Source organism: Polaromonas sp. P5_D5 (assembly GCF_054049435.1).
This window is the reverse complement of sequence record NZ_JBFUMJ010000003.1, coordinates 578,347-604,510: the sequence shown is the minus strand read 5'-3', so window position 1 is coordinate 604,510 and position 26,164 is coordinate 578,347. Positions and strand designations below refer to the sequence as shown.

Sequence of the window (26,164 nt, the reverse complement as noted above, 5' to 3'; positions counted from 1 at the left end):
GGGTTCAAGCCGGCGCGGCCCTCACGGAGAAGACCATGGATGCAGTGTCACCCACCATCATCAACCTGATTATTTTTGTACTGGCCATCTACGTGGGTTACCACGTGGTGTGGACTGTCACGCCGGCCCTGCACACGCCGCTGATGGCGGTGACCAATGCGATTTCGGCCATCGTGATCGTGGGCGCCATGCTCGCGGCCGCGCTGACCGAAACGCCGCTGGGCAAAACCATGGGCGTGCTGGCCGTGGCGCTGGCGGCCGTCAACATCTTCGGCGGCTTTCTGGTGACGCGCCGGATGCTGGAGATGTTCCGCAAGAAAGAAAAGAAAGTAGCCGCGCCCGCTGAAGGAGCCGCCAAATGAGCATGAATCTCGTCACGCTGCTGTACCTGGTGGCCTCCGTCTGCTTTATTCAGGCGCTCAAGGGCCTGTCACACCCCACCAGCTCGATCCGCGGCAATCTGTTCGGCATGGTCGGCATGGCCATTGCCATGCTGACGACAGCTGCGCTCATCGTTGAAATTTCAGGCGGCAAAGCCCTGGGCATGGGTTACGTTCTGTTGGGTCTGGTGGTCGGCGGGGGCTATGGTGCCTGGCGCGCCAAGACGGTCGAAATGACCAAGATGCCCGAGCTGGTGGCCTTCTTCCACAGCATGATCGGTTTGGCTGCGGTCTTTATCGCCGTGGCCGCCGTGGCCGAGCCCTACGCTTTCGGCATCGCGCCCAAAGGCAGCCCCATCCCCACCGGCAACCGGCTGGAGCTGTTCCTCGGTGCGGCCATTGGCGCCATCACCTTCAGCGGCTCGGTGATCGCCTTCGGCAAGTTGTCGGGCACCTACAAGTTCCGCCTGTTCCAGGGCGCACCGGTGCAGTTTGCCGGCCAGCACAAGCTGAACCTGCTGCTGGGCCTCATTACCATCGGCCTGGGGCTGGTATTCATGTTCACGGGCAGCTGGCCAGCGTTTTTCGCGATGCTGGCGCTGAGCTTCGTTATGGGCGTGCTGATCATCATCCCTATCGGCGGCGCCGACATGCCGGTCGTGGTGTCCATGCTCAATAGCTACTCGGGCTGGGCGGCGGCCGGTATCGGTTTTTCGCTCAACAACTCCATGCTGATCATTGCCGGCTCGCTGGTCGGCTCGTCGGGCGCCATCCTTTCGTACATCATGTGCAAGGCGATGAACCGCTCCTTCTTCAACGTGATTTTGGGCGGCTTCGGCGGTGAGGCCGGCACGGCCGCCACCGGCGCCAAAGAGCAGCGCCCCGTCAAGTCGGGCTCTGCCGACGACGCTGCCTTCATCCTGGGCAATGCAGAGACCGTGATCATCGTGCCGGGCTACGGCCTGGCCGTGGCGCGCGCTCAGCACTCGGTCAAAGAGCTGGCGCAAAAGCTCATCGACAGGGGCGTCAACGTCAAGTACGCGATTCACCCCGTGGCGGGCCGCATGCCCGGCCACATGAACGTCTTGCTGGCCGAGGCCGAAGTGCCTTATGACCAGGTACATGAAATGGAAGACATCAACGCCGAGTTCGGCCAGGCCGACGTCGCCATCATCCTGGGCGCCAACGACGTGGTGAACCCTGCAGCGCACGTCAAGGGCAGCGCCATCTACGGCATGCCCATCCTGGAGGCCTACAAGGCCAAGACGGTCATTGTCAACAAGCGCTCCATGGCGGCTGGCTACGCGGGCCTGGACAACGAACTCTTCTACATGGACAAGACCATGATGGTGTTCGGAGACGCCAAAAAGGTGATCGAAGATATGGGCAAGGCCATCGAGTGATCGCGGGCTGCCGGGTTTTCCCGCGGCGGCGAGCCGCGGGCGCACCCCGATTTAGAGAGGCTTCCCTCCTTATTTCCCGGGCTTCCTAGGGAAAACGCAATAGCCACGAAGAGGGCACGCCATGAGAATCCATGGCAGTAAGCAATACGTAATGGAGAAGACAAACATGAATGCAGCGACCCTTGACCGCCCATGGCTCAAAGCCTATCCGCCGGGCGTTCCTACCGATATCGACGCGTCCCAGTACCCGTCGCTGGTCGCATTGATGGAGGAAAGCTTCAAGAAACACGGCAGCCGCGTCGCCTACAGCTTCATGGGCAAGGACGTGACCTTCGGCCAGACCGACAGCCTGTCGCTCGCCTTCGGTGCCTACCTGCAAAGCCTGGGCCTGGCCAAAGGCGACCGCATTGCCATCATGATGCCCAACGTGCCGCAGTATCCGGTAGCCGTGGCGGCCATCCTGCGCGCCGGCTATGTGGTGGTCAATGTGAACCCGCTGTACACGCCGCGCGAACTGGAGCATCAGCTCAAGGACTCCGGTTCGAAGGCGATTGTCATCATCGAAAACTTCGCCAACACGCTCGAGCAGTGCATTGCCGCCACGCCCGTCAAGCACGTGGTGTTGTGCGCCATGGGCGACCAGCTGGGCATGCTCAAGGGCGCACTCGTCAACTATGTGGTGCGCAACGTCAAGAAGATGGTGCCGGCCTTCAACCTGCCCGGCGCCGTGCGTTTTAACGACGCTGTGGCGCGGGGCACGCGCCTGACGCTCAAGCGGCCCGACATCAAACCCGACGACGTGGCCGTACTGCAATACACCGGCGGCACCACCGGTGTTTCCAAAGGCGCCGTGCTGCTGCACCGCAACGTGATCGCCAATGTGCTGCAGTCCGAAGCCTGGAACAGCCCGGCCATGGCGGCCCTGCCGGCCGGCGAGCAGCTCACGTATGTCTGCGCGCTACCGCTGTACCACATCTTCGCATTCACCGTGAACATGATGCTGGGCATGCGTACCGGAAGCAAAAACATCCTGATCCCCAATCCGCGTGACCTGACGGCTGTGCTTAAAGAGCTCTCCAGGCACAAGATCAACAGCTTCCCAGCGGTCAACACGCTCTTCAACGGCCTGGCCAACCACCCGGACTTCAACACGGTTGACTGGTCGCACCTGAAGATTTCGCTGGGCGGCGGCATGGCGGTCACGGGTGCGGTCGCCAAACTGTGGCTTGAAAAAACCGGCTGCCCGGTCTGCGAAGGTTACGGCCTGTCCGAGACATCACCCTCGGCTAGCTGCAATCCGACCAACAGCAAAGCCTTCACCGGCACCATCGGCGTGCCGATTCCCGGTACTTATTTCAAACTCCTTGATGACGACGGCAACGAAGTGCCACCCGGCCAGCCCGGTGAAATCGCTATCAAGGGGCCGCAGGTCATGGCCGGCTACTGGCAACGCCCCGATGAAACCGCCAAGGTCATGACGCCCGACGGCTACTTCAAGTCCGGCGACATTGGAGTCCTTGATGAAAACGGCTTCTTCAAGATTGTCGACCGCAAGAAAGACATGATTCTGGTGAGCGGCTTCAACGTCTACCCGAACGAGATTGAAGACGTGGTCTCCAAGCTCGACGGTGTGATGGAATGCGCCTGTGTGGGCGTTGCCGACGAAAAATCCGGCGAAGCTGTGAAGCTGGTCATTGTCAAAAAGAACCCCGACCTGACAGAAGCGCAAGTGCGCGAATATTGCAAAACCAACCTGACCGGCTATAAACAGCCCAAGGTGGTGGAGTTCCGCACCGACCTGCCCAAGACGCCGGTCGGCAAGATACTGCGCCGCGAACTGCGCGACAAGAAATAAACGGCAAGTTTCAGAGCTCGCCGCGCTTGCGCGGCAGGTTTTCTAGAGGGCGGCGCAAGCTGCCCTTTTTTCTGCGTCCCCGGTGTTGAAAGCGCGGGCAAAATCAGGCCATGACTTCCGCTGACACCTTCCCCCGCGCACCCACCGCCATCCTCAGCGCCCTTGCTGAAGAGCAGTCCGGCCTGATTGACCTGCTGGAAAACGCGCGGCAGGTGAAGCGCGCTGGCCGTGAGTTCTGGCTTGGTGCCCTGCACGGCCACCCGGTCGTGCTGGTGCTCGCGCGTATCGGCAAAGTGGCGGCTACCACCACGGCGGTGGCGCTGATCGAGCACTTCAAGGCCGGCCGCATTGTTTTCACCGGTGTAGCCGGTGGGCTGGGCGAAAGCGTGAATGTGGGCGATGTGGTGGTGGCCGACAGTTTTGTGCAGCATGACATGGACGCCTCACCGCTGTTTCCCCGCTATGAGGTGCCGCTGTACGGCAAGACGGTTTTTGAAAGCAACGCGGCTTTGACGTCGTTATTGCACGCGGCGGCGCTGGCTGCCGGTACGGTGCCGGCGTATCCGTCTGCGCGCGTCCACCGCGGGCTGATGATCAGCGGCGACCGTTTTGTCTGCAGCGCGCAGGAAGCTGCCGGTATCCGTGCGGCGCTGATTGCAGCAGGCCACACGCCGCTGGCGGTCGAGATGGAGGGTGCGGCCGTGGCACAGGTCTGCCATGACTACGGCGTGGCGTTTGCGTCGGTGAGAACGATTTCCGACCGCGCCGACGACACCGCGCACGTGGACTTTCCGGCATTTGTGGCGGAAGTGGCCAGCGTCTACGCGCGCGCCATTGTTGAAAAGTTGCTGCCGACGATTTCTGCCTGAGCGATTGCTATCTATTTAATAGCTGCTCGCGCTCGTATTTATTGGGTTACAGGCCGATTTGATGCAAAATTCAGCGCCCAAAACGATCCAGAACGCGGCAGACGACCTTATTGCAGCCAACCACGCTTCCTGAAGTACCACATGGGCACCACCGCGCTGGCAATCATCAGTCCCAGTGCATATGGGTAGCCATATGCCCATTCCAGTTCGGGGAAGTAGCCCTTGAAGTTCATGCCGTACACGCTGGCGATCAGCGTGGGCGGCAGCAGGGCGACGCTGGCCACCGAGAAGATCTTGATGATCTTGTTCTGGTTGATGTTGATGAAGCCGACCGTGGCATCCATCAGGAAGTTGATCTTGTCGAAGAGGAAAGCGGTGTGTGAATCGAGCGAGTCGATGTCGCGCAAAATCTGCCGCGCTTCCTCGAACTGCTCGGCGTTGAGCATCTTGCTGCGCATCATGAAACTGACAGCGCGGCGCGTGTCCATCATGTTGCGGCGAATGCGGCCGTTCAGGTCTTCGTGGCGGGCAATGGCGCCCAGCACTTCGCCGGCCAGGGCGTCGGTCACGTCGCCCGACAACACCTGCGCGCTAACTTTTTCGAGCTCGACATAAACGCCTTCCAGCGTGTCGGCGGAATACTCGGCGTCGGCGTCAAACAGCTTGAGCAGCACCTCCTTGGCATCCTCGATCAGCCCCGGGGCGCGGCGCGCGCGCATCCGCAGCAGGCGAAACACCGGCACGTCTTCGTCGTGGATGGAAAACAGCACACCCTTGCTCTTGAGGTCGTCGTTGACCAGGTTCAGGATGAAAGCCACCCGCACGGTGCGCGGTTCTTCGTCGTCGGCAATCAGGAAGTCGGAGCGGATGTGCAGCTCGCCGTTGTCTTCCTCGTAGAAGCGCGCGGACTCTTCAATGTCCTCGTCCATCGCGTCTTCCGGAATGGACAACCCGTAGTACTGCTTGATCCAGCGTTTTTCTTCGAGGGTGGGAGACTCCAGATCCACCCAGATGGGCTGGAATTTGGAGAGTTCTTCCAGGGATTCGATTTCTTCCTGGAAAAGCCGGCCGTTGGCCAGCGTGAAAATATTGAGCATGACTGACTGCCTATCGGTTCAGGGGCCGGCACAAGGCGAACGCTCAGGCCTTGCGCGAAAGCGCGGTAAAAGGGCGGTGGGATATGGCATCGCTTTCAACCCCCCTTTTCAACGTGAGCCTTTGCAAGCCTGGCGTCAGTCTGCGGTGTTGAAAGCTAGCAACTAGGACTGCTTTCCAAGGATTTCTCCGTAATGAATAAGCGGCGATTATGGCATTTCACACCTGGTTTATCCACCGCTTGCGCTACATAAAAAACTCGATGAGCTCGCTCTTTCGCGCGTAAGCGTCCTGTTCGCCCAGCGCCATCAGCGCCTTGACAAACCCCGGTTCGAAAAGCAGGTAGCTGGCCAGTGCGGCGCCTCCCGGACTGCCTTTGGCGCCCAGCGCACCCAGGCCAGCCAGCGCGTTGTAGGTTCCCCGCGGTAATTCGCCGGCGTGGGCTTGTGCCAGTGCGTCGAGCGACTGTGACGGTGCAATCGCCAACACGTCGACGGGCCGGTAGGGCATGACAGCCGCGATTTCGCGCGGCATCTGCCGCACGGTTTTGCTCACGCGCTGAGCCTGCTCCACGTCGGCCTGCAGCGTGTCCTGAAACACACTGGCCATGGCATGGCCGGCAATGGCGCCCAGCGTGGGCCGGCCGCTCACGTTCGGCCCGTTGCTGCCGACGAAACCGGCGCGCTCGGGTTGCCCCACGCCGATCACCAGCACCTTGCTGGCCCCAAGGTGCAAGGCGGGTGAGAGCGGGGAGCTCTGGCGCATGGAACCATCGCCAAAGAACTCGCGGTGGCCGTCCACCCAGAGCGGTGTGGAGGGGAACAGGAAGGGAATGGCGCTGGAAGCCATCAGATGTTCGATGGTGACGGGCTGGAACTCTGCGCGCCGCCCTGGCCGGCTCCAGAGATCGGCGTGGCGGCCGGCAGCCATCTGGCAGAACGTCCAGTGCACGCCGCTGCTGTAGCTGGAGGCCGTGATGGCCAGCGCGTGAAGGGTTTTATCCTGCAGCGCCTGCTCGATATGGCCCAGCGAAATGGCATGGTGCAAGGTGTCGACCAGCGGCGTGTTGTCCAGCAGGGATTGTTGCGCCCGCACCTGCTGCGACAAAAACAGCGCCGCCGCAATGCGGCTTGAGCGGATCCACGCGGGAACCTTGAGCTGGTAAACCTGCGATGAGCGCAATGTGGTCCAGAAATTGGCCAATCGGCCGAACGCCTGCAAGCCTTCACCCGCATGGCTTGCCAGGAAGGCCGCGTTCAACGCACCGGCTGACGTGCCCACCAGGATTTTGAACGGGAATTTCGGGTCAGCCGCACCGCCCTGCACGCTGAGCATGGTTGACAGGGCGTGAAGCACTCCCGCCTGGTAGGCCGTGCGTGCGCCGCCGCCCATGAGGACAAGGGCATTTTGCGCCTCGTCAGGGCGGGTTAACGCAGAAGAAATGATGGTCTCAAGCGACATGGCCGGGCCGGGTATGCGGCGGACGTGGTGAAAGCAGGCGGGGCATGAGCTTGATCGGCTGGTGTTATGGTTTTTTCGCCATGGGGCGCTGTTTCAGTCTTTGCCATTGCCTCATTGATGGGGCCGGGCCGGCTGCGGGCAATTGTGTCAGCATGATGCCGCCGCGAAAGACTTCCTGCAAGTCCGCTGGCTTGACCGCTACACGGTTTGACTTGGTAAAAATCCAGAAGAATCAAAGGCCTTCAGGCGCTGTCAGGGCGGCACGCCAGCACGCAGCGCATGCAGTGAAATGGGGTCAAGGAGTTTTTCATAAGGTTTCATTATTTATTGCGGCGCAAGGTTGCAATTGCGGGGCATCGGGCGCATAGTGAATCCAAGAGAGTGTCCCCGTCCGCTGCCTCGCCTTCATGGGCCCGGCAGTGTTTTCAACCCAGCTCCAACCTTGGAAAAAGGAGTCTCTTTATGAACTTGACGATCAGCGGCCACCATCTTGAAGTTACCCCCGCGCTACGCGGTTATGTGACAAGCAAGCTGGATCGGATTACCCGGCATTTCGACCAGGTAGTAGACGTAAAAGTCCTGTTGACAGTGGACAACATGAAAGAAAAGGAAAGACGCCAGCGGGCCGAATGCAATGTGCATGTCAAGGGCCGCGACCTGTTTGCCGAGAGCTCCCACGCTGATCTTTACGCCGCAGTTGATGAATTGACAGACAAGCTGGACCGTCAGGTTGGGCGTTACAAAACCAGAACCCAGGATCACCACCACGTTGCTGCCAAGCGCCAGGCCTGAAGGTCTTTTCGGGCTGTCCCTTTTTCAGGGTGTGCGGCTTCTCCCGAAGGGCCGCATGTCACCGATGGCGTGCAGGCGGAAAACCTGCATCGCACGTTTTCTGTCGCGGCGAATCTGCAGGGCATCTGCAGGCGCGCCAAACCAGACGCCGAAGCCGCTTGTGGCGCCAAGCGGCTTTTTAATGCCTTTTTTGCGGTCAACCCGCTGCAAAGTGCATAATTCGGCGACTAAAAGATTGTTATGAACCGTCTTTCGCAAATTTTGCCCCCCTCCCAGGTTCTGGTCAGCGTTGAAGCAACCAGCAAGAAACGCGCTTTCGAGGAAGCCGGTCTGCTGTTTGAAAACCAACATGGCCTGAACCGCGCATTGATCACGGACAGCCTGTTCGCCCGCGAACGCCTGGGCTCCACCGGGCTCGGCCATGGCGTGGCGATTCCGCACGGCCGGATCAAGGGCCTCAAGGCCCCCATGGCGGCCGTTTTCCTGTTGCAGGCGCCTATTGGCTTCGATGCGCCGGACGAACAGGCCGTGGCACTGCTGATTTTTCTGCTGGTTCCCGAGGCAGCCACTCAAAAGCACCTCGAAATTCTTTCGGAAATTGCCGAATTGCTCAGCGACAGCTCCTTGCGCGAGCAACTCAAGACCAGCACCGATGCCGCTGCGCTGCACAACCTGATTGCTTCCTGGCACTCCGTCCACGAAGTCAGTTCTTAGATGTGGTGTTGCACGGTTGCACGCTGTCCGGCCCGGCAGGGTCTTGAACAGGAAAAGTACAAGGCCGCATGAAGCCCACCGTTGTCAGCGCTGACGTTTTATTTGAAGACCACCGCGCCGCCCTGAAATGGGAATGGGTTGCCGGCCTCGGGGCCTCCGAGCGGCGTTTTGACGAAGTTGCCGTGCGGGCTGCACGCTCCGGTGCTGACCTGGTCGGTTACCTCAACTACATTCATCCCTACCGCGTGCAGATCCTGGGCGAACGCGAGGTTGCTTACCTCACGAATGCCAGCCCCGAAGACTGCGCCCGGCGCATTTCCCGCATTATCACGCTGGAGCCGCCGGTGCTGATCGTCGCCGACGGCCAGACTGCGCCGGACACGCTGCTGTCCATGTGCGAACGCGCCCAGTTGCCGATGTTCGCTACGCCCGAGTCGGCTGCTTTCGTGATTGACGTGCTCAGGGCCTACCTGTCCAAGCATTTTGCCGACCGCACTTCCATGCATGGCGTGTTCATGGACATCCTGGGCCTGGGCGTCATGATCACCGGTGAATCCGGACTGGGTAAAAGCGAACTGGGGCTGGAACTGATTTCGCGCGGACACGGCCTGGTGGCCGACGATGCGGTAGACCTGTACCGGATCAACCAGACCACGATTGAAGGACGCTGCCCGGAACTGCTGCAAAACCTGCTGGAAGTACGCGGCATCGGCCTGCTCGACATCAAGGCCATTTTTGGCGAGACGGCGGTGCGCCGCAAGATGCGCCTGAAAATGATCGTGCACCTGGTGCGCCGCGAGACGCTGGAGCGCGATTACGAACGCATTCCGTATGAGCCGCTGACGCAGGACGTGCTGGGCATCCCGGTGCGCAAGGTCATCATCCAGGTGGAAGCCGGCCGTAATATCGCCGTGCTGGTCGAGGCCGCCGTGCGCAATGCGATCCTGCAGCTGCGCGGCATCAATACCTACCAGGATTTCGTGGAGCGGCACCGCCGCGCCATGGAACAGGATGACTAGGGCCCCCACGGTCGCTCACTGCGTGTAGCTCCCTGCCCCCGAGGGGGCCGCTGCGCCTGCGGCCCGGCAAAGCCGGTTCCGCGGCCCCTGCTGGAACAGAATCCTCGCGACCTCGGACCGCTCGCTACGGTTTCTTCACACCTTCTACGCGGTGGATTTCTAGATTGCTATCAAATTAGTAGCTGCTTGCGCAAGTGAGCAATGGGTTTCAGGCCCTTTTTTCTCAAAACTCAGGCGTGATGATGCCGTACCGGTGCGCCGTTGCGGTTGGGGCACTTGTCCTTGGTGCAGTTGGCATAGATCGACAGTGAATGATCGGCAATGGTGAAGCCCTTGGCTTTGGCGACGGCATTCTGGCGTTTTTCAATCTCGGCGTCGTAAAACTCCTCGACTTTGCCGCAATCGAGGCAGACCAGGTGGTCATGGTGCTGGCCTTCGTTGATCTCATAGACCGCTTTGCCTGATTCGAAATTGCTGCGGTTCAGCAGTCCGGCCTGCTCGAACTGGGTCAGTACCCGGTAGACCGTGGCCAGGCCGATGTCCGAGCGGTCTTCCAGCAGCACCCGGAACACATCTTCGGCTGTCATGTGGCGCTGTTTGCCCGCCTGGAAGATCTCCAGGATTTTCAGGCGTGGCAGGGTTGCCTTGAGGCCGGTGTTTTTCAGTTCGTCGATGTTGCTCATGGGAAAACTCTCTGGGTGAAACCGCTGTGTAAAGCGGTGGTGCGACCCTTCTGGGCAGGTGCCGGCCGGGGGCCCCCAGCCGCTACAATGAACGATCATATCGCTACACCCCCTCACTATGTCAGCCATGCCTGCAAATCATCGTTACAGCGCCAAAACCGCTTTCCTGCTCCTGGCCTGCACGGTGCTGGCGTCCTGCAGCAGCCTGAGCAACATGAGCAGCAGTTCGATCAACCCGGTCAACTGGGTCACGCCCTACAAGGTGGACGTCATTCAGGGCAATTTTGTCTCCAGGGAGCAGGTTGAGCTGCTTCGCCCCGGCATGACGCGTGAACAGGTCAAGGCCATCATGGGAACGCCCTTGATGGCCAGCCTGTTTCATGGCGACCGCTGGGACTACGTCTTTACGCTGAAGCGCCAGGGCGTGGAGCCCCAGTCGTACAAATACACCGTGTTTTTCAAGGGTGACCAGCTGGAGCGCTTTGAAGGCGACGCCATGCCGAGCGAAACTGAATTCATTGCCAAACTGGGCAACCGACGCAAACTGGGCGATGTGCCCGTGCTGGAAGCCACCGAAGAGCAGCTCACCAAGGCTTCCACAAAGGTCAAAGCCAATCCGGCGGCAGCCACTTCGGCGCCCACCAGTACGCCGGCGGGCTCTCCGTCTGCCTCCTATCCGCCGCTCGAAAGCCCGAAACAGTGAGCGGGGCCGGCTCAATCCAGGCGACCCAGGCCAGACGGCACCGGGTCGCGGTGGCGGGCGCCAGCGGCCGCATGGGCCAGATGCTGATTGAGGCCGTCGGCGCCAGTGCCGACTGCCAGCTGACCGGTGCGCTTGATGTGGCTTCCAGTCCCGCCATCGGCAGCGATGCCGCCGCCTTTTCGGGACGCATGAGCGGCGTCCTGATCAATGCCGATTTTCGGCAGGGCCTGAAAGATTCCGGCGTGCTGATTGATTTCACGCGTCCCGAAGGCACGCTGGCCCATCTGGCGGCTTGCCGCGAGCTGGGTGTCAAGCTGGTGATCGGCACCACCGGTTTTTCCGATGCGCAGAAAACCGAAATAGCCGCGGCGGCCAAAGACATCGCCATCGTCATGGCTCCGAACATGAGCGTAGGCGTCAACGTCACGCTCAAGCTGCTCGAGATGGCGGCTCAGGCCCTGTCTACCGGCTATGACATCGAAATCGTCGAGGCGCACCACCGCCACAAGGTGGATGCCCCATCCGGCACCGCACTCAAGATGGGTGAAGTGATTGCCGGTGCGCTGGGTCGCGACCTCAAGGATTGCGCCGTCTATGCCCGCGAAGGCGTGACGGGCGAGCGCGACCCGTCGACCATCGGTTTTGCGGCCGTGCGCGGCGGCGACGTGGTGGGTGACCACACCGTGATGTTTTTGGGCACCGGCGAGCGTATCGAAATTTCCCACAAGTCATCCAGCAGGGCCAACTATGCCCAGGGCAGCTTGCGTGCCGCGCGCTTCCTCGATTCGCACGCCACCGGCCTTTTTGACATGTTTGACGTACTGGGCCTGAAAAAATGAATGCGGTGCCGGCCACGGCAGTTTCGGAGGTTTTAACCTGATGGACTTCTTCAGCCTGATGACCCAGGGCGGCATCGTCAGCCAGCTGGTGGCGGCCTTGTTGCTGGCCATGTCGGTCGCGAGTTGGGTCGTGATCCTGTGGAAGGCCTGGCTGCTTCAGCGTGCCGCCAAAGACGTGGCACGCAGTACCGCTGCTTTCTGGCAGTCGACCTCTGTAGAACAAGCCCGGGAGAAAGTTGCCGCCTTCGACCGCGAGGCGCTGGTGTTGCCTCTCATTGTTGCCACGGACATCCAGGCCGGCGGTACGCTGGCGTCGGCGGGCGACAAGTCCCAGCAACTCACCCGCGTGTTGCGCGACGCCCTTCATGACATCCTGGACAAGCTGCAGTTCGGTCAGGTGCTGCTGGCTACCGTCGGTTCTACGGCTCCCTTTGTGGGGCTGCTGGGTACGGTCTGGGGCATCTACCACGCACTTGTCGGCATCGCTTCAGCCGGCCAGATCACCATCGACAAAGTCTCCGGCCCCGTCGGCGAAGCGCTCATCATGACGGCGGCAGGCCTGGCGGTAGCGATTCCAGCCGTGCTGGCGTACAACATTTTCGGCCGTCGCGTCGGCCGTATCGAGGCCGACCTCGAAGGCTTTGCACGCGATTTGCGCGAACTGTTTTTATCAACAGCGTCATCAAAATGAAAAGCACATTTTTTCGACGGGCCGCCCCTGGAAAAAATGGCCCCAAAATTTGGGGAAAGGGGCAGCGTACCGCCGCAGGCCCACGAAGTGAAAAGCGTGGGGGCTCATGAGTTTCGGCCGCCTCGAACGTACCCAGGGCCCGCAGCCCATGAGTGACATCAACGTCACGCCGCTGGTCGACGTGATGCTGGTGCTGGTGGTCATTTTCATCATTACAGCTCCGCTGCTGGCCAGCACCATCCGGCTCGACCTGCCAAAAACCGAGGCGGCCAAGCCGGCAGATGCGCCGAAATTCGTCACGCTGGTGGTCGACAGGGCCGGCCAGGCTTTCCTGAATGACAAGCCCTTGGGCCTGGATGAACTTGCCCGCCGGTTGGCGGAAACTGCCGGCCAGAATCCCGACACCGAAGTGCAGTTGCGCGCGGACGAAGCCGTGCCTTACGGGAAAGTCGTGGAAGTCATGGGCGTGGCGCAAAAAGCCGGGCTCAACCGCATCGGCTTTGTGGCAGATCCTGTTCCGTCCGCGGCTGCCGGCCCTGCGGCGGCCCGGTAACCTGCGCAGAGCCGCCCAGCATCTAAAATCGGGGATCGCCCTTTGGCCGCGTGGCCCCGTATGGCGGGGCCGGAGCCTTTCACGGCCTCCATTTTGTTATCCCGTTTTCGCCTTTCCGGTTCTCCATGCAAGACAAATACAACCACCTCGACGTTGAGCGCGACGCTCAAGCCCACTGGACCGCAGCCGACGCCTACCGCGTGACGGAAGACGCCAGCCGCAAGAAGTACTACGCCTGCTCCATGCTGCCCTACCCCAGCGGCAAGCTGCACATGGGCCACGTGCGCAACTACACCATCAACGACATGCTCACGCGCCACCTGCGCATGAAGGGCTACAACGTCTTGATGCCCATGGGCTGGGACGCCTTCGGCCTGCCGGCCGAAAACGCCGCCATGAAGAACGGCGTGCCGCCGGCGCAGTGGACCTACGACAACATCGCCTACATGAAAAAGCAGATGCAGGCGATGGGGCTGGCCATCGACTGGAGCCGCGAAGTTGCCACCTGCGACGCGAGCTACTACAAGTGGAACCAGTGGCTCTTTCTGAAGATGCTCGAAAAAGGCATTGCCTACCGCAAGACCCAGGTCGTGAACTGGGACCCGGTCGACCAGACTGTGCTGGCCAATGAGCAGGTGATCGACGGCAAGGGCTGGCGCACCGGCGCCGTGGTGGAAAAGCGCGAGATCCCGGGCTACTACCTCAAGATCACCCAGTACGCCGACGAACTGCTCGACAGCGTCAGCAACAAATTGCCCGGCTGGCCCGAGCGCGTCAAGCTGATGCAGGAAAACTGGATCGGCAAGAGCGAAGGCGTGCGCTTTGCGTTCACGCACGACATCCAGGACGCCTTCGGCAAGCTGATCGGCGAGGGGAAGATGTATGTCTTCACCACGCGCGCCGACACCATCATGGGCGTGACCTTCTGCGCCGTGGCGCCGGAGCACCCGCTGGCGCAGCACGCCGCCGTGTCCAATCCAAAAATCGCCGCCTTCATTGAAGAATGCAAGGCCGGCGGCACGACCGAAGCCGAGCTGGCCACGCAAGAGAAAAAAGGCGCGCCCACCGGCCTCTTCGTCACGCATCCGCTCACTGGCGACAAGGTGGAAGTCTGGGTCGGCAACTACGTGCTCATGAGCTACGGCGACGGCGCCGTGATGGGCGTGCCCGCACATGACGAGCGCGATTTCGAGTTCGCCAAAAAATACAAACTGCCGATCAAGCAGGTGGTCGACGTCAAGGGCCAGGCCTACAGCCTGGACGCCTGGGCCGACTGGTATGGCGACAAGCAGCTGGGCGTGACCATCAATTCCGGCAAATACGACGGACTCCATTTCAAAGCTGCGGTAGACGCCGTGGCCGCCGACCTGGCGGCCAAAGGCCTGGGCGAGAAGAAAACCACCTGGCGCCTGCGCGACTGGGGCGTGAGCCGCCAGCGCTATTGGGGCACGCCCATTCCCATCATCCACTGCGAAGAGCACGGCGCCGTGCCGGTGCCTGAAAAAGACCTGCCCGTGGTCTTGCCGCAAGACTGCGTGCCCGACGGCTCGGGCAACCCACTGCACAAGCACGCGGGCTTTCATGCCGGCGTGGTCTGCCCCGTCTGCGGCAAGCCCGGCCGCCGCGAGACCGACACCATGGACACCTTTGTCGACTCGTCCTGGTACTTCATGCGCTACTGCGACCCGAAGAACGGCGACAAGATGGTGGCCGAAGGCGCCAACTACTGGATGCCGATGGACCAGTACATCGGCGGTATCGAGCACGCCATCCTGCATTTGCTTTACGCCCGTTTCTGGACCAAGGTGATGCGTGACCTGGGCCTGGTGAAGGTCGACGAGCCTTTCACCAAGCTGCTCACGCAGGGCATGGTGCTCAACGAGGCCTTCTCGCGCGTGACCACCGGCAAGCAGTATTTCTGGGCGCACGAGCTCGATATCGTGCGCGACGAGCACGCCAAGGTGATCTCCGCCACTTCCAGGGCCGACGGCTTGCCGGTGCCTTACGAGGGCTGGACCACGATGTCCAAGTCCAAGAACAACGGCGTCGACCCGCAGGACCTGATCGAAAAGTACGGCGCGGACACCGCCCGGCTCTACACCATGTTCACCGCGCCGCCCGACACCACGCTGGAGTGGAACGATGCGGCGCTCGAAGGCTCCTACCGCTTCCTGCGCCGTGTCTGGAACTTCGGCGTCAAGCTCCATGCTATGAATTCAGGAGCTGAGGGCGCAGAGCCATCGGGTGCTACAGCCTCTTTTGACAAGGAAACCAAAGCGCTGCGCCTGGAAATTCACACAGTGCTCAAACAGATTGACTACGACTACCAGCGCATGCAGTACAACACGGTGGTGTCGGGCAACATGAAGTTGCTGAACGCGATGGAGGACTTTAAAGGTGCCTCGTCTGCAGGTGCAAACGCTGCGCTGCGCGAAGGCTTCAGCATCCTGCTGCGCTGCCTCTACCCGGCCACGCCGCATCTGGCGCATGCGCTCTGGTCACAGCTCGGCTACGCGGCGCGGCACGGTGAACTGCTCGACGCCCCCTGGCCCGAAGTTGACGCAGCCGCTCTTCAGCAGGACGAGATCGAGCTGGTGTTGCAGATCAACGGCAAGCTGCGCGGTTCCGTCACCGTTCCCGCCGGTGCCGACAAGGCTGCGATTGAAGCGGCTGCGCTGGCATCCGAGGCATTCGTCAAACAGGCCGCAGGTGCGCCCGCCAAGAAGGTGATCGTGGTGCCAGGCCGGCTGGTCAACATCGTCATCTGAGTCATTTGAGACCGCATCAACCCAAAGAAGGCAGCCCATGCAGCGTCGCACATTCTTTTTCCTGTCGGCTTCTGTTGCCGCCCTGAGCCTGAGCGGATGCGGCTTCGCGCTGCGCAAGGCCCCCACCTTTGCCTTCACCACACTCTATTCGGGCCTGGCTGAAACCTCACCGCTGGGCGTGGAACTCAGGCGTTCGCTGCAGGCGACCCGCAAAGTGGAGGTGATCACGGATGGCCGCAGGATCAATGAGGCACAAGTCGTCCTCGATGCACTGGGCGATCAGCGCGAAAAAGTTATCCTGAGCCGCAATGCTTCGGGCCAGGTACGCGAGTTTCAGCTGCGCCTGCGTTTTCGCTTCAAGCTGCGTACCCTGGCCGGCAAGGAACTCATCCCCGACACTGAAATCATGCAGCAGCGCGACATCAGCTTCAATGAGTCCGCGGTATTGGCAAAGGAGGCCGAAGAAGCCCTGCTGTACCGCGATATGCAAAGCGATGTCGTCCAGCAGATCATGCGCCGCCTGGCGGCGGTGACGGAACTCTAAAGCCCCTAACCCATCAGGCCCGCATCAGCGTACTTTTGCCAAATAAACTCTCGATGAGATCCACAGCCACTTCGGCCGTGCCGTTGCGCACATCCAGCGCCGGGTTGAGCTCCATCACGTCGAGTGAGCCGAGCAGGCCTGTGTCGGCAATCATTTCCATGCAGAGCTGCGCCTCCCGGTAGGTGGGGCCGCCTTTGATGGCGGTGTCCACACCTGGTGCGATCGACGGGTCGAGGAAGTCCACGTCAAAGCTCACATGCAGGTGGGTATGGGCGTCCATGCCCGAGAGCGCTTTTTCCATGGTGTGGCGCATGCCCATCTCGTCGATGTAGCGCATGTCGAACACCTCCAGGCCCTCTTGCCGCACAAAGCGCTTTTCGCCCTCGTCCACACTGCGGATGCCGATTTGCCGTATCGCCTTGGCGCTCATGGCAGGCACCGAGCCGCCGATGCTGGTGAGCGCTGCCGGGCCGTGGCCGCACAGCACCGCCACCGGCATGCCGTGCACATTGCCGGTGGGCGTGAGCGCGTTGGTGTTGAAGTCGGTGTGTGCGTCCAGCCAGAGCACGCGCAAGGTCTTGCCGGTATCGCGGCAGTGGCGCGCCACCGCGCTGATCGAGCCAATCCCCAGGCAGTGGTCGCCGCCCAGCAGGATGGGCAGGTGGCCGTCCGCCAGGCTTTGGTACATCGCTTCGTGCACCGCCTTGTTCCAGGCGACCACCTCGTCCAGGTGCCGGTAGCCCTCCTCGGGCGGCAGCCATGGGTTGGTGGGGCCGGCCAGGTTGCCGGTGTCGAACACTTCGAGCCCGCGCCCGTGCAGCGCTTCGCGGATGCCCGCCACGCGCAAGGCTTCGGGGCCCATGGAGGCGCCGCGGCTGCCCGCGCCGATGTCGGTGGGAGCGCCAATCAGGTCAACAGACTTGGTCATCAACGTGCCATTTCAGGGATGGGGGAAATGCGGGGCGCCTTGACGGTCGGCGCTGTGGCAGATGCCAGCAGGCCGAACAGGTTTTTGGGGTCGTCAAGATGAGGCACCAGGTCGATCTGGCGGCGGTTGGCGGCGTCGGCCAGTTGCAGCTTGTGCAGATAGCGCAGGGCGGAATAGTCCTCCAGCGCAAAACCGACCGAATCAAAAATGGTGACTTCTTCCGGCGACGCGCGGCCTTGGGCAGTGCCCTTGAGCACATCGGCAAATTCCGCCACCTTGAAGTCTTCCGGCATTTGCTGGATCTCACCCTCAATGCGCGACTGAGGTTCAAACTCGACCACCACACGCGCATCTTTGCGCAGCAGGATGTCGGCGTGCAGCTCGGTCTTGCCCGGGCAGTCACCGCCCACGGCGTTCAGGTGCATGCCGGGCCGGATCATCTCCGGCGTCAGGATGACGGCGTTGCGTTTGTCGGCAGTGATGGTGGTCACGATGTCGGCTCCTTGCACGGCTTGGTCGGCGGACTGGCAAATCGTCACGCTCAGGCCCTGCAGCCCCATCGCATGCAGGTTACGGGCCAGTTTATCGCTGGCGGCCGCGTCAATGTCAAACAGGCGCATCTCGCGTATACCCAGCATGTGGTGAAAGGCGATCGCCTGGAAGTCGCTTTGCGCGCCGTTGCCGATGATCGCCATCACGCGGCTCCCGGGCCGGGCCATCCACTTGGCGGCCAGTGCCGACATGGCTGCCGTGCGCAATGCGGTGGTGATGGTGAGCTCTGACAGCAGCAAGGGGTAGCCGGTGTCCACATCAGCCAGTACGCCGAAGGCGGTCACAGTCAGCAAACCCAGTTCGGTGTTTTTGGGATGGCCGTTGACGTATTTGAAGGAGTACTGGTGCCCGTCGCTGGTGGGCATGAGCTCAATCACACCGTCGGGGGAGTGGATGGCGTGGCGCGCCGACTTGTCAAAGTCGTTCCAGCGCCGGTAGTCGTGCTCTATTTCGCCGGCCAGGCCTTCAATAAAGGCGGCGGCGCCGCGCTGGCGCACGATTTTCTGAATGCTTTCAATGCCAATGTAGTCAACCATCATGGGGCTCCCGGTCTTGTGTTGTTTTCCATTGTCCGCAGGGGCTGTGCCAAATAAAAGTCAGTAAGTTGATCAAATTAATGGCTTAGTTGAGCAAATCAACAGACTAAATTGGCGATTCGACAATAAAATGACGCCATGGACGACACCGACCGCCAACTCCTTTCCCTGTTGCGGGACGACGCCCGAGCCTCGGTCGCCTCCATCGCCAAGGTTTTGCGCGTCTCGCGCGGCACGGTGCAAAACCGGCTGGCCAAATTGGAGGCCGACGGCACCATCACCGGCTACACCGTCCGCCTCAAACCCCAGGCCGAGGGCCACCGCATCCGCGCCTTCATGACCGTGGCCGTCGAAGGCAACCGCACGGACGCGGTGCTGGCCGCCCTGCGCGGCGATCCGGCCGTGAGCGCCCTGCACACCACCAACGGCCGCTGGGACATGGTGGCCGAGTTGCAGGCCGACACCCTGGAGGCCTTTGACCGAGTGCTGAGCCGTATCCGCCTGCTCGAAGGCATTGCCAACACCGAGACCAGCCTGCTACTGTCGACCACCAAGCTTTAAACTCCCCTCATGAATCTGGCCCCCGCCCAACTCCAGGAACACCTCAAGCGCGGTTTGAAAAGCCTGTATACCCTGCACGGCGACGAGCCGCTGCTGGTGCAGGAGTTTGCCGACGCGCTGCGCGGTGCGGCGCGCGAACAGGGCTACACCGAGCGCACGGTGCACACCGTGGCCGGCGCGCATTTCGACTGGAGCGAGGTGCTGGCCAGCGGCGGTTCGCTCAGCCTTTTCGCCGACAAGCAGGTCGTCGAGATCCGCATCCCCAGCGGCAAGCCTGGAAAAGACGGCTCCGTCGCGTTGCAGCAAATCGCCGAACGCGCACAGGGCGACGACTCCACCCTCACCCTCGTCATGCTGCCGCGGCTGGACAGCATGACGGCCAAGGGCGCGTGGTTCGGCGCGCTCGAAAGCTTCGGCGTCACCGTCAAATTCGACCCGATAGACCGGCGCAGCCTGCCGCAGTGGATTGCCCAGCGCCTGCAACAGCAGGGCCAGCGCGTGGCCGCCGGCGAAGAAGGCCAGCGCACGCTGCAGTTCTTTGCCGATCGGGTGGAAGGCAACCTGCTGGCCGCGCACCAGGAAATCCAGAAGCTGGGACTGCTGTACCCGGCCCAACCCGACAGCGCCCTGAGCTTTGAGCAGGTGGAAAACGCCGTGCTCAATGTGGCGCGCTACGACGTGTTCAAGCTCTCCGAGGCCGTGCTGGGCGGCCAGTCCGTACGTGTGGCGCGCATGCTCGACGGCCTGCAGTCCGAGGGGGAGTCCGAAGTGCTGGTGCACTGGGCGCTCAGCGAAGACATTCGCAGCATGAAGCGCGTGAAAGACGCTATTCAAGCAGGGCGCCCCATGCCGATGGCGCTGCGCGAAAACCGCGTCTGGGGCGTCAAGGAAAAGTTGTTTGAACGCGTGCTGCCGCAGATCGGCGACACCACGTTGTCAAATCTGCTGCACGCTGCACACAAGGTTGACGGCATTGTCAAAGGTCTGAAGCAGCCCGACTGGCCAGCCGATGGCTGGCAGGCGCTGCACCGGCTGGCCGGTATGGTGTGTGAGCAATGCGCCATGCAGGGGCAGGGCCGCCCCAGGCAGGCATAGTCCCCGCGCACCCAGGCGCGCGTTGAGAAGCCTAAAATGGTGCGATGAACGCGCCTGACTCCCACAAAGCCCTTTCTTCTTCCAGCGACCTCGCCGGCGATGTCCCTGGTCTGATGGAAGCGCTCGGATCCAAGGCAAAAGTGGCTTCAGCCCAGGTAGCACGCGCGCAAGCAGCTATAAAAAACAGAGCACTCCTGAATCTGGCCGCCCTGCTGCGTCAGAACCTGGCGGCGCTGGAAGCCGCCAACCAGCGCGATATCGAGCGCGCCACGGCCTCTGGCCTGGCCGGGCCCATGCTGGACCGCCTCAAGCTCACCCCCAAAATCATCGAGACCGTGGCGGTTGGCTGCGAGCAATTGGCTGTGATGCCCGACGTGATTGGCGACATCGTCGGCATGAAGGAGCAGCCCAGCGGGATTCGCGTGGGGCAGATGCGCGTACCGATTGGCGTGTTCGGCATGATTTACGAGAGCCGTCCCAATGTGACGATTGAAGCCGCGTCACTGGCGATCAAGAGCGGCAACGCCTGTATTTTGCGCGGCGGCTCCGAAGCGATTGAATCGAACAAGGCGCTGGCTGCGCTGGTGCAGCAGGCGCTGGTGGCCGCCGGCCTGCCCGCCGATGCCGTGCAGCTGGTGCCCACCACTGACCGCGAAGCCGTGGGCCATTTGATCGCCATGCCGCAGTATGTGGACGTGATCATCCCGCGCGGCGGCAAAGGTTTGATCGAGCGCATCAGCCGCGATGCCAAGGTGCCGGTCATCAAGCATCTGGACGGCAACTGCCATGTGTATGTCGACGACCCTTGCGACATCGAGATGGCGGTGAAAGTGGCCGACAACGCCAAAACCCAAAAATACAGCCCCTGCAATGCCAGCGAAGGTTTGCTGGTCGCGCGCGGCGTGGCGGCGCAGTTTCTGCCCAAAATCGGCGCCATCTACGCCGCCAAGGGCGTTGAAATGCGCTGCGATGCCGAATCGCAGGCCATTCTGGCTAGCATTAAAGGCGCCAACCTCAAAGCTGCCACTGAGCAGGACTGGTACGAGGAGTACCTCGCGCCCATCATCAGCATCAAGGTGGTGGCGGGCATTGATGAAGCAATCGCCCACATCAACCAGTACTCCAGCCACCACACCGACGCTATTCTCACGCGCGACCACATCAATGCCCAGCGCTTTTTGCGCGAGGTGGATTCGGCCAGCGTCATGGTGAATGCGAGCACCCGCTTCGCCGATGGATTCGAGTTTGGGCTGGGTGCCGAAATTGGCATCAGCACCGACAAATTCCATGCGCGCGGGCCGGTCGGGATTGAGGGGCTCACTTCCCTTAAGTACGTGGTACTGGGGCAGGGCGAAGTCAGGATCTGATTCGTTAACCTGACAAATAGGAATCTGTATTCATGATACTTACGCGCCGCCCATTGCCGTTTGTACTGGCAGCGTCTCACCACGGGATGATGATCGTCAATCGCAATGATTACCAGGATACCCCTGAAGGCAGGTACGGTGTCGGCCACCAGGTGCTTGAATATGCCTCCTTTGATCCTGCTGAAGTTGATGACGTGCTTCAGTTGCTGGACATGCGACACGAATTCTTCGGGGATGGTCTCGTAGCGATCGATGGGGGAGCCAATATTGGCGTGCACACCCTCGAATGGGCCCGGCACATGCAGGGATGGGGCAAAGTAGTTGCATTCGAAGCGCAGGAGCGGGTGTTTTATGCACTCGCCGGAAATATCGCCCTGAACAACTGCTTTAACGCCAACGCCCATTACGCGGCTTTAGGATCGCAGGAAGGCAGCATCACTGTGCCTATGCTGGATTACAGCCAGCCTTCCAGTTTTGGGTCACTTGAACTTCGCAAGAAGAGCCAGAACGAGTTCATCGGCCAGGACATAGATTATTCCGAAGCTGCTGGCAAAAAAGTACGGATGATGACTATTGACGGCCTTGATTTGCCACGCCTTGACTTCATCAAGCTTGACATTGAAGGCATGGAGATCGAAGCGTTGACGGGGGCACTGCAGGCCTTGCAAAAGCACAAACCCATGATGGTGATCGAAGTCATCAAGACCAATCGCTCGGACTTGACGCAACTTCTGGAGCGTTATGGCTACACGACCCGCCCTATGGGCGTCAACATCATCGCGCTCCATTTGACAGATCCCGCCTTGGCCCGTCTGGATTCGACCTCCTGACCTGGGTGGATTTTTCTGTTTTGAAGGTTCCAGTCACGCCTTGTAACCCGCCGGCCCGTCCCAATATCCCTAGAATCCGGTCAGATATAACCGAACACGGGCCTGCCGGGTTCAGGTCTTAAAAGCGAAAATCGACCCTTGGCGAGGACAATTTTTGACGATTTTGCAGGCCCATCTCTGCACATGGGTCAAGAAAGCGGCGAAAAAAATACCGCTGCAGCTGATTTGCAGACGACGACTTTTGAGCCCCGGCAGACTATTGACAACAACATCCCGCAGCAGAAAGTGGCCGCATGGTTCCGCACCTCATCACCGCCCTGAACGGCCCTATCAACGAACTCGAACAACGGGTCCTGGACTCCACGCCGGCGATTGAGCGCTGGTTCCGGCTGGAGTGGATGGAGCACACGCCGCCGTTTTACAGCTCGGTCGACATCCGCAACGCCGGCTTCAAGCTCGCCCCGGTTGACACCAACCTCTACCCCGGCGGCTGGAACAACCTGACGCCCGAAATGCTGCCGCTGGCGGTGCAGGCCGCCATGGCCGCGATCGAAAAAATCTGCCCCGAGGCGCGCAACCTGCTGGTCGTGCCCGAGAACCACACGCGCAACAGCTTTTACCTGTCCAACGTGCTGCAGCTCAAGCGCATTTTTCACCAGGCCGGCCTCAATGTGCGTTTCGGCTCGCTGAGCTCCGACATCAAGGAGCCCACCACGCTGAACCTGCCGACCGGAGAGACCATCACGATCGAGCCGCTGATCCGGACCGACCGCCGCTTGGGCCTGAAAGACTTCGACCCCTGCACCATTTTGCTGAACAATGACCTGTCGGCCGGCATCCCCGGCATCCTGGAAGACCTCAACGAGCAGTACCTGTTGCCGCCGCTGCATGCCGGCTGGTCGGTGCGCCGCAAGTCGCGGCACTTCAAGGCCTACGAAGAAGTTTCCAAGCGTTTCGGCAAGCTGCTGGGCATAGACCCCTGGCTTATCAACCCCATGTACGCCCAGTGCGGTGAAGTCAACTTTGCCGAAGAAACCGGCATGGACTGCCTGACCACCAACGTCGATGCGCTGCTCACCAAAATCAAGCGCAAGTACAAGGAATACGGCATCAACGAAAAGCCTTTTGTCGTCGTCAAGGCGGACAACGGCACCTACGGCATGGGCATCATGACGGTGCGCGACGTGAAAGACCTGGACGCGCTGAACCGCAAGACGAAAAACAAGATGAGCACGACAAAAGACGGCCAGCCGCTGTCCGAAGTGATCATCCAGGAAGGCGTGCTGACCAACGAGCGCGTCAACGACGCCGTGGCCGAGCCCGTGGTCTACATGATGGACCGCTACGTGGTGGGCGGCTTTTACCGCGTGCATGCGGAGCGCGGTGTGGACGAAAACCTCAATGCGCCCGGCGCCAGCTTTGTGCCGCTGGCCTTTGCCGACAGCGGCCGCCTGCCGCAGCCCGGCGAGAAGCCCGGCTCCAGCAGCCCCAACCGCTTCTATATGTATGGCGTGATCGCCCGACTGGCGATGCTTGCTGCGAGTTATGAACTCGAAGCCACCGACCCGGACGCCGAGGTTTACGACTAACACCCCTATCGTTCTCACTTCGCTACGCTTTGTGTAGTGCCGTTTCCCCTTGCAGGGGACGCCGCAAGGCATCCGGCAAAGCCGGCCTGCCCGCGGCCGCTTTCGAAAGTCAGGGAGCTTATGTGTCCGCGGCGGCTCGAATTAGGAGTCTTTTAGGCGTCTGGCCCAAGCAGGCCGTGCGCAAGCAGCTATTAAAAAAGTAGCGCCCAGAATTCACCTGCCTGCGCTGGCTTCCCCGGCATCGGCGGGGCCGGTTTGTTACAAGTTGTTGCGGTGCAACAAAATCGGGATTAGTTGGATTTAGGGGTGTTCGCCGACTTGCAAGCAGGGCACCCGGGCGCAAAATAGCGTTCCCAAAGGTAACCATTCCCGCCGCTTTGGACCCGCTTGAACGGGCCGAGTGCAAAGACGGGAAGTTTTTGTGTCCAGTAAAAAATCATCACTCGCGGCGCTCACCCTGGGCGCCATTGGTGTCGTCTACGGCGACATCGGAACCAGCGTCCTGTATGCCGTCAAGGAAGTTTTCGGTTCCGGGCATGTTCCCTTTACCCCAGACAACGTCTACGGCATCCTGTCCATCTTCTTCTGGACGCTGACCGTCATTGTCTCGATCAAGTATGTGGCGCTGGTGCTGCGCGCCGACAACAACGGCGAAGGCGGCCTGATCGCCATGCTGGCGCTGGCCTCCACCGCGGTGAAAGACAAGCCCCAGCTGCGCAAGACCTTGCTGATCGTTGGCATCTTCGGCACTTCCCTGTTTTATGGCGATGGCGTCATCACGCCGGCGATTTCGGTGCTGTCGGCCGTCGAAGGCCTGGAAGTCGTCTCGCCTGCCTTCAAGCAGGGCGTGATCCCTATCACCCTGGTCATTTTGTTTGCCCTTTTTGCGGTGCAAAAGCACGGCACGGCGGGCATAGGCAAATTTTTCGGCCCCATCACGCTGATCTGGTTTGCCGTGCTGGCGTTGCTGGGCATTTCGCAGATCGTGACCCATCCCGAAATCCTGGTGGCAGTCAGCCCGCACTACGCGGTGATGTTCATGTGGGCCAACCCCGGTACCACCTTCATCATTCTGGGCGCCGTCGTGCTGTGCGTAACCGGCGCCGAGGCGCTTTACGCCGACCTTGGCCACTTCGGCAAAAAACCGATTCGCCTGGCGTGGTTTTCCGTGGTCATGCCTTCGCTGGTGCTCAATTACTTCGGCCAGGGCGCGCTGCTCATCGGCAACCCTGCCGCAGTGAAGAACCCGTTTTTCCTGATGGCGCCCGAGTGGGCGCTGCTGCCGCTGGTGGGCCTGGCCACCATGGCCACCGTCATTGCCTCGCAGGCGCTGATCACCGGCGCCTTCAGCGTGACCAAGCAGGCCATCCAGATGGGCTACCTGCCGCGCCTCAATATCCAGCACACCAGCGTGCGCGACACCGGCCAGATCTACATGCCCTTCGTCAACTGGGGCCTCTTCATCACCATCGTGCTCGCGGTGGTGATGTTTCGCTCGTCCAGCAACCTGGCGGCCGCGTACGGCATTGCGGTATGCACCGACATGCTGATCACCACCATCCTGACTTTTTACGTGATCCGCTACGGCTGGAAGTACCCACTGAGTTTGTGCATTGCGGCGACCGGTGTCTTCTTTGTCGTCGACTTCGCGTTCTTCGCCTCCAACCTCATGAAACTGTTCGCCGGCGGCTGGTTCCCGCTGGTGATTGGGGGTGCGGTCTTCACGCTGATGATTACCTGGAAGGAAGGCCGCCACCTGCTCAATGAAAAGCTGCGAGCCGATGCGATCGATTTACCGAGCTTCCTGGACGCCGTCTTCGTCAGCCCGCCGGCCCGTGTCGAAGGCACCGCCGTATTCCTGACAGCCGAGCCTGGCAGTGTGCCCAACGCGCTGCTGCACAACCTCAAGCACAACAAGGTGCTGCATGAGCAGAATCTGTTCGTGACGGTGCGCAACCATGAGATCCCCTGGATCGGCATGAACAAGCGCCTGGAGATCGAATCACTGGGTCACGACTGCTGGCAGGTCAACGTGCACTACGGCTTCAAGAACGACCTGGACCTGCCCAAGGCCCTGCAGCAGATCAAGGGCCGGGGCTGCGAGCTGGAGTCGATGACGACCAGCTATTTCCTCTCGCGCGACACGGTGATCCCGACCATCGGCAGCGGCATGGCACCCTGGCGCGAGAAACTGTTTGCTCAGATGCACCACAACGCCAGCGGTGCGGCAGACTTCCTGAACCTGCCAAACAACTCGGTGGTGGAACTGGGCAGCAAGATCGAGATCTGAGGGTTTCTGGCCGCTCCGGCTTTGCCAGAGGACTCGTTTTAAATATC

The 26,164-nt window shown here is 61.1% G+C and carries 25 protein-coding genes; 19 read left to right on the top strand and 6 right to left on the bottom strand.

The genetic code is table 11. The annotated features are described in order from the left end of the window. Positions 1-35: 35 nt before the first annotated feature. The 4 genes from ACXJKE_RS15645 (at position 36) to ACXJKE_RS15630 (ending at position 4,507) form a co-directional block, all read left to right on the top strand. Complete coding sequence (locus ACXJKE_RS15645; RefSeq protein ID WP_011485418.1) at positions 36-362, top strand: NAD(P) transhydrogenase subunit alpha; 327 nt, start codon at positions 36-38, stop codon at positions 360-362. Next, entirely contained in the window at positions 359-1,783 is a 1,425-nt protein-coding gene (locus ACXJKE_RS15640; protein ID WP_457281501.1) for an NAD(P)(+) transhydrogenase (Re/Si-specific) subunit beta, read from the top strand. Before ACXJKE_RS15645 ends, ACXJKE_RS15640 begins: the two co-directional genes overlap by 4 nt. 166 nt (positions 1,784-1,949) lie before the next feature. After that, positions 1,950-3,638, top strand: a complete 1,689-nt coding sequence (locus ACXJKE_RS15635; protein ID WP_457281500.1) for a long-chain-fatty-acid--CoA ligase — start codon at positions 1,950-1,952, stop codon at positions 3,636-3,638. A 110-nt stretch (positions 3,639-3,748) separates the two neighbouring features. After that, positions 3,749-4,507, top strand: a complete 759-nt coding sequence (locus tag ACXJKE_RS15630; RefSeq protein WP_457281499.1) for a 5'-methylthioadenosine/adenosylhomocysteine nucleosidase — start codon at positions 3,749-3,751, stop codon at positions 4,505-4,507. A gap of 107 nt (positions 4,508-4,614) precedes the next feature. On the opposite strand, the gene corA is transcribed toward ACXJKE_RS15630, so the two are convergent. Both corA and ACXJKE_RS15620 read right to left on the bottom strand, forming a co-directional pair. Beyond that, positions 4,615-5,604 carry a magnesium/cobalt transporter CorA gene (gene corA, locus ACXJKE_RS15625; RefSeq protein ID WP_457281498.1) on the bottom strand — a complete coding sequence of 330 codons (990 nt, stop codon included), beginning with the start codon at positions 5,602-5,604 and terminating at the stop codon, positions 4,615-4,617. Between the two features lie 244 nt (positions 5,605-5,848). Continuing rightward, on the bottom strand, positions 5,849-7,063 hold the full coding sequence (locus ACXJKE_RS15620) for a patatin-like phospholipase family protein (RefSeq protein ID WP_457281497.1): 1,215 nt from the start codon (positions 7,061-7,063) through the stop codon (positions 5,849-5,851). Between the two features lie 462 nt (positions 7,064-7,525). On the opposite strand from ACXJKE_RS15620, the gene hpf reads away from it, so the two are divergent. After that, positions 7,526-7,855 (top strand): ribosome hibernation-promoting factor, HPF/YfiA family, encoded by a 330-nt coding sequence (hpf, locus tag ACXJKE_RS15615; protein ID WP_007872838.1) that lies wholly within the window; start codon positions 7,526-7,528, stop codon positions 7,853-7,855. Between the two features lie 24 nt (positions 7,856-7,879). On the opposite strand, the gene ACXJKE_RS15610 is transcribed toward hpf, so the two are convergent. After that, on the bottom strand, positions 7,880-8,206 hold the full coding sequence (locus ACXJKE_RS15610; RefSeq protein ID WP_457281665.1) for a hypothetical protein: 327 nt from the start codon (positions 8,204-8,206) through the stop codon (positions 7,880-7,882). On the opposite strand from ACXJKE_RS15610, the gene ACXJKE_RS15605 reads away from it, so the two are divergent. Further along, the gene (locus ACXJKE_RS15605) at positions 8,096-8,569 is read left to right on the top strand and encodes a PTS sugar transporter subunit IIA (protein WP_457281496.1); all 474 of its coding nucleotides are present in this window, start codon (positions 8,096-8,098) and stop codon (positions 8,567-8,569) included. The genes ACXJKE_RS15610 and ACXJKE_RS15605 overlap by 111 nt on opposite strands. Positions 8,570-8,637: 68 nt before the next feature. After that, positions 8,638-9,588 (top strand): HPr(Ser) kinase/phosphatase, encoded by a 951-nt coding sequence (gene hprK, locus ACXJKE_RS15600; RefSeq protein WP_457281495.1) that lies wholly within the window; start codon positions 8,638-8,640, stop codon positions 9,586-9,588. Positions 9,589-9,818: 230 nt separating this feature from the next. On the opposite strand, the gene fur is transcribed toward hprK, so the two are convergent. After that, a complete protein-coding gene (gene fur / locus ACXJKE_RS15595; RefSeq protein WP_457281494.1) occupies positions 9,819-10,271 on the bottom strand; it encodes a ferric iron uptake transcriptional regulator in 453 nt (150 codons plus the stop codon). Between the two features lie 127 nt (positions 10,272-10,398). On the opposite strand from fur, the gene ACXJKE_RS15590 reads away from it, so the two are divergent. The 6 genes from ACXJKE_RS15590 to ACXJKE_RS15565 all read left to right on the top strand — a co-directional run bounded on the left by ACXJKE_RS15590 (position 10,399) and on the right by ACXJKE_RS15565 (position 16,369). After that, positions 10,399-10,974, top strand: a complete 576-nt coding sequence (locus ACXJKE_RS15590; RefSeq protein WP_457281493.1) for an outer membrane protein assembly factor BamE — start codon at positions 10,399-10,401, stop codon at positions 10,972-10,974. Next, a complete protein-coding gene (gene dapB, locus ACXJKE_RS15585) occupies positions 10,971-11,813 on the top strand; it encodes a 4-hydroxy-tetrahydrodipicolinate reductase (protein ID WP_457281492.1) in 843 nt (280 codons plus the stop codon). The genes ACXJKE_RS15590 and dapB overlap by 4 nt, the downstream gene beginning before the upstream one ends. A gap of 40 nt (positions 11,814-11,853) precedes the next feature. Beyond that, entirely contained in the window at positions 11,854-12,504 is a 651-nt protein-coding gene (locus ACXJKE_RS15580) for a MotA/TolQ/ExbB proton channel family protein (protein ID WP_457281491.1), read from the top strand. A 106-nt stretch (positions 12,505-12,610) separates the two neighbouring features. After that, complete coding sequence (locus ACXJKE_RS15575) at positions 12,611-13,057, top strand: ExbD/TolR family protein (protein ID WP_457281490.1); 447 nt, start codon at positions 12,611-12,613, stop codon at positions 13,055-13,057. A 125-nt stretch (positions 13,058-13,182) separates the two neighbouring features. Next, entirely contained in the window at positions 13,183-15,825 is a 2,643-nt protein-coding gene (leuS, locus tag ACXJKE_RS15570; RefSeq protein WP_457281489.1) for a leucine--tRNA ligase, read from the top strand. A gap of 37 nt (positions 15,826-15,862) precedes the next feature. Next, entirely contained in the window at positions 15,863-16,369 is a 507-nt protein-coding gene (locus ACXJKE_RS15565) for an LPS-assembly lipoprotein LptE (RefSeq protein WP_457281488.1), read from the top strand. 13 nt (positions 16,370-16,382) lie between these two features. On the opposite strand, the gene rocF is transcribed toward ACXJKE_RS15565, so the two are convergent. Continuing rightward, positions 16,383-17,297 (bottom strand): arginase, encoded by a 915-nt coding sequence (rocF, locus tag ACXJKE_RS15560; RefSeq protein WP_457281487.1) that lies wholly within the window; start codon positions 17,295-17,297, stop codon positions 16,383-16,385. Next, positions 17,297-18,385 (bottom strand): ornithine cyclodeaminase, encoded by a 1,089-nt coding sequence (locus ACXJKE_RS15555; protein WP_457281658.1) that lies wholly within the window; start codon positions 18,383-18,385, stop codon positions 17,297-17,299. Before ACXJKE_RS15555 ends, rocF begins: the two co-directional genes overlap by 1 nt. Before the next feature lie 138 nt (positions 18,386-18,523). On the opposite strand from ACXJKE_RS15555, the gene ACXJKE_RS15550 reads away from it, so the two are divergent. From ACXJKE_RS15550 to ACXJKE_RS15525, 6 genes are all read left to right on the top strand, one after another. Beyond that, positions 18,524-18,946, top strand: coding sequence for an Lrp/AsnC family transcriptional regulator (locus ACXJKE_RS15550; RefSeq protein WP_457281486.1), 423 nt, complete (start codon positions 18,524-18,526; stop codon positions 18,944-18,946). Positions 18,947-18,955: 9 nt separating this feature from the next. Next, entirely contained in the window at positions 18,956-20,041 is a 1,086-nt protein-coding gene (gene holA, locus ACXJKE_RS15545) for a DNA polymerase III subunit delta (protein ID WP_457281485.1), read from the top strand. A 44-nt stretch (positions 20,042-20,085) separates the two neighbouring features. Then, positions 20,086-21,408 carry a glutamate-5-semialdehyde dehydrogenase gene (locus ACXJKE_RS15540; protein ID WP_457281484.1) on the top strand — a complete coding sequence of 441 codons (1,323 nt, stop codon included), beginning with the start codon at positions 20,086-20,088 and terminating at the stop codon, positions 21,406-21,408. 86 nt (positions 21,409-21,494) lie between these two features. Beyond that, a complete protein-coding gene (locus tag ACXJKE_RS15535) occupies positions 21,495-22,238 on the top strand; it encodes an FkbM family methyltransferase (RefSeq protein ID WP_457281483.1) in 744 nt (247 codons plus the stop codon). Between the two features lie 293 nt (positions 22,239-22,531). After that, positions 22,532-23,827 (top strand): glutamate--cysteine ligase, encoded by a 1,296-nt coding sequence (gene gshA, locus ACXJKE_RS15530; RefSeq protein WP_457281482.1) that lies wholly within the window; start codon positions 22,532-22,534, stop codon positions 23,825-23,827. Positions 23,828-24,248: 421 nt separating this feature from the next. Then, a complete protein-coding gene (locus ACXJKE_RS15525; protein ID WP_457281481.1) occupies positions 24,249-26,117 on the top strand; it encodes a potassium transporter Kup in 1,869 nt (622 codons plus the stop codon). The last annotated feature ends 47 nt before the right edge of the window (positions 26,118-26,164 follow it).

What these genes read in the sequence shown, in the direction of transcription:
- ACXJKE_RS15645 (WP_011485418.1), top strand. Translation starts at nt 36, where the DNA reads ATGGATGCAGTGTCACCCACCATCATCAACCTGATTATTTTTGTACTG.
- ACXJKE_RS15640 (WP_457281501.1), top strand. Translation starts at nt 359, where the DNA reads ATGAGCATGAATCTCGTCACGCTGCTGTACCTGGTGGCCTCCGTCTGC.
- ACXJKE_RS15635 (WP_457281500.1), top strand. Translation starts at nt 1,950, where the DNA reads ATGAATGCAGCGACCCTTGACCGCCCATGGCTCAAAGCCTATCCGCCG.
- ACXJKE_RS15630 (WP_457281499.1), top strand. Translation starts at nt 3,749, where the DNA reads ATGACTTCCGCTGACACCTTCCCCCGCGCACCCACCGCCATCCTCAGC.
- corA (WP_457281498.1), bottom strand. Translation starts at nt 5,604, where the DNA reads ATGCTCAATATTTTCACGCTGGCCAACGGCCGGCTTTTCCAGGAAGAA.
- ACXJKE_RS15620 (WP_457281497.1), bottom strand. Translation starts at nt 7,063, where the DNA reads ATGTCGCTTGAGACCATCATTTCTTCTGCGTTAACCCGCCCTGACGAG.
- hpf (WP_007872838.1), top strand. Translation starts at nt 7,526, where the DNA reads ATGAACTTGACGATCAGCGGCCACCATCTTGAAGTTACCCCCGCGCTA.
- ACXJKE_RS15605 (WP_457281496.1), top strand. Translation starts at nt 8,096, where the DNA reads ATGAACCGTCTTTCGCAAATTTTGCCCCCCTCCCAGGTTCTGGTCAGC.
- ACXJKE_RS15610 (WP_457281665.1), bottom strand. Translation starts at nt 8,206, where the DNA reads ATGTTGGTTTTCAAACAGCAGACCGGCTTCCTCGAAAGCGCGTTTCTT.
- hprK (WP_457281495.1), top strand. Translation starts at nt 8,638, where the DNA reads ATGAAGCCCACCGTTGTCAGCGCTGACGTTTTATTTGAAGACCACCGC.
- fur (WP_457281494.1), bottom strand. Translation starts at nt 10,271, where the DNA reads ATGAGCAACATCGACGAACTGAAAAACACCGGCCTCAAGGCAACCCTG.
- ACXJKE_RS15590 (WP_457281493.1), top strand. Translation starts at nt 10,399, where the DNA reads ATGCCTGCAAATCATCGTTACAGCGCCAAAACCGCTTTCCTGCTCCTG.
- ACXJKE_RS15580 (WP_457281491.1), top strand. Translation starts at nt 11,854, where the DNA reads ATGGACTTCTTCAGCCTGATGACCCAGGGCGGCATCGTCAGCCAGCTG.
- ACXJKE_RS15575 (WP_457281490.1), top strand. Translation starts at nt 12,611, where the DNA reads ATGAGTTTCGGCCGCCTCGAACGTACCCAGGGCCCGCAGCCCATGAGT.
- leuS (WP_457281489.1), top strand. Translation starts at nt 13,183, where the DNA reads ATGCAAGACAAATACAACCACCTCGACGTTGAGCGCGACGCTCAAGCC.
- ACXJKE_RS15565 (WP_457281488.1), top strand. Translation starts at nt 15,863, where the DNA reads ATGCAGCGTCGCACATTCTTTTTCCTGTCGGCTTCTGTTGCCGCCCTG.
- rocF (WP_457281487.1), bottom strand. Translation starts at nt 17,297, where the DNA reads ATGACCAAGTCTGTTGACCTGATTGGCGCTCCCACCGACATCGGCGCG.
- ACXJKE_RS15555 (WP_457281658.1), bottom strand. Translation starts at nt 18,385, where the DNA reads ATGGTTGACTACATTGGCATTGAAAGCATTCAGAAAATCGTGCGCCAG.
- ACXJKE_RS15550 (WP_457281486.1), top strand. Translation starts at nt 18,524, where the DNA reads ATGGACGACACCGACCGCCAACTCCTTTCCCTGTTGCGGGACGACGCC.
- holA (WP_457281485.1), top strand. Translation starts at nt 18,956, where the DNA reads ATGAATCTGGCCCCCGCCCAACTCCAGGAACACCTCAAGCGCGGTTTG.
- ACXJKE_RS15540 (WP_457281484.1), top strand. Translation starts at nt 20,086, where the DNA reads ATGAACGCGCCTGACTCCCACAAAGCCCTTTCTTCTTCCAGCGACCTC.
- ACXJKE_RS15535 (WP_457281483.1), top strand. Translation starts at nt 21,495, where the DNA reads ATGATGATCGTCAATCGCAATGATTACCAGGATACCCCTGAAGGCAGG.
- gshA (WP_457281482.1), top strand. Translation starts at nt 22,532, where the DNA reads ATGGTTCCGCACCTCATCACCGCCCTGAACGGCCCTATCAACGAACTC.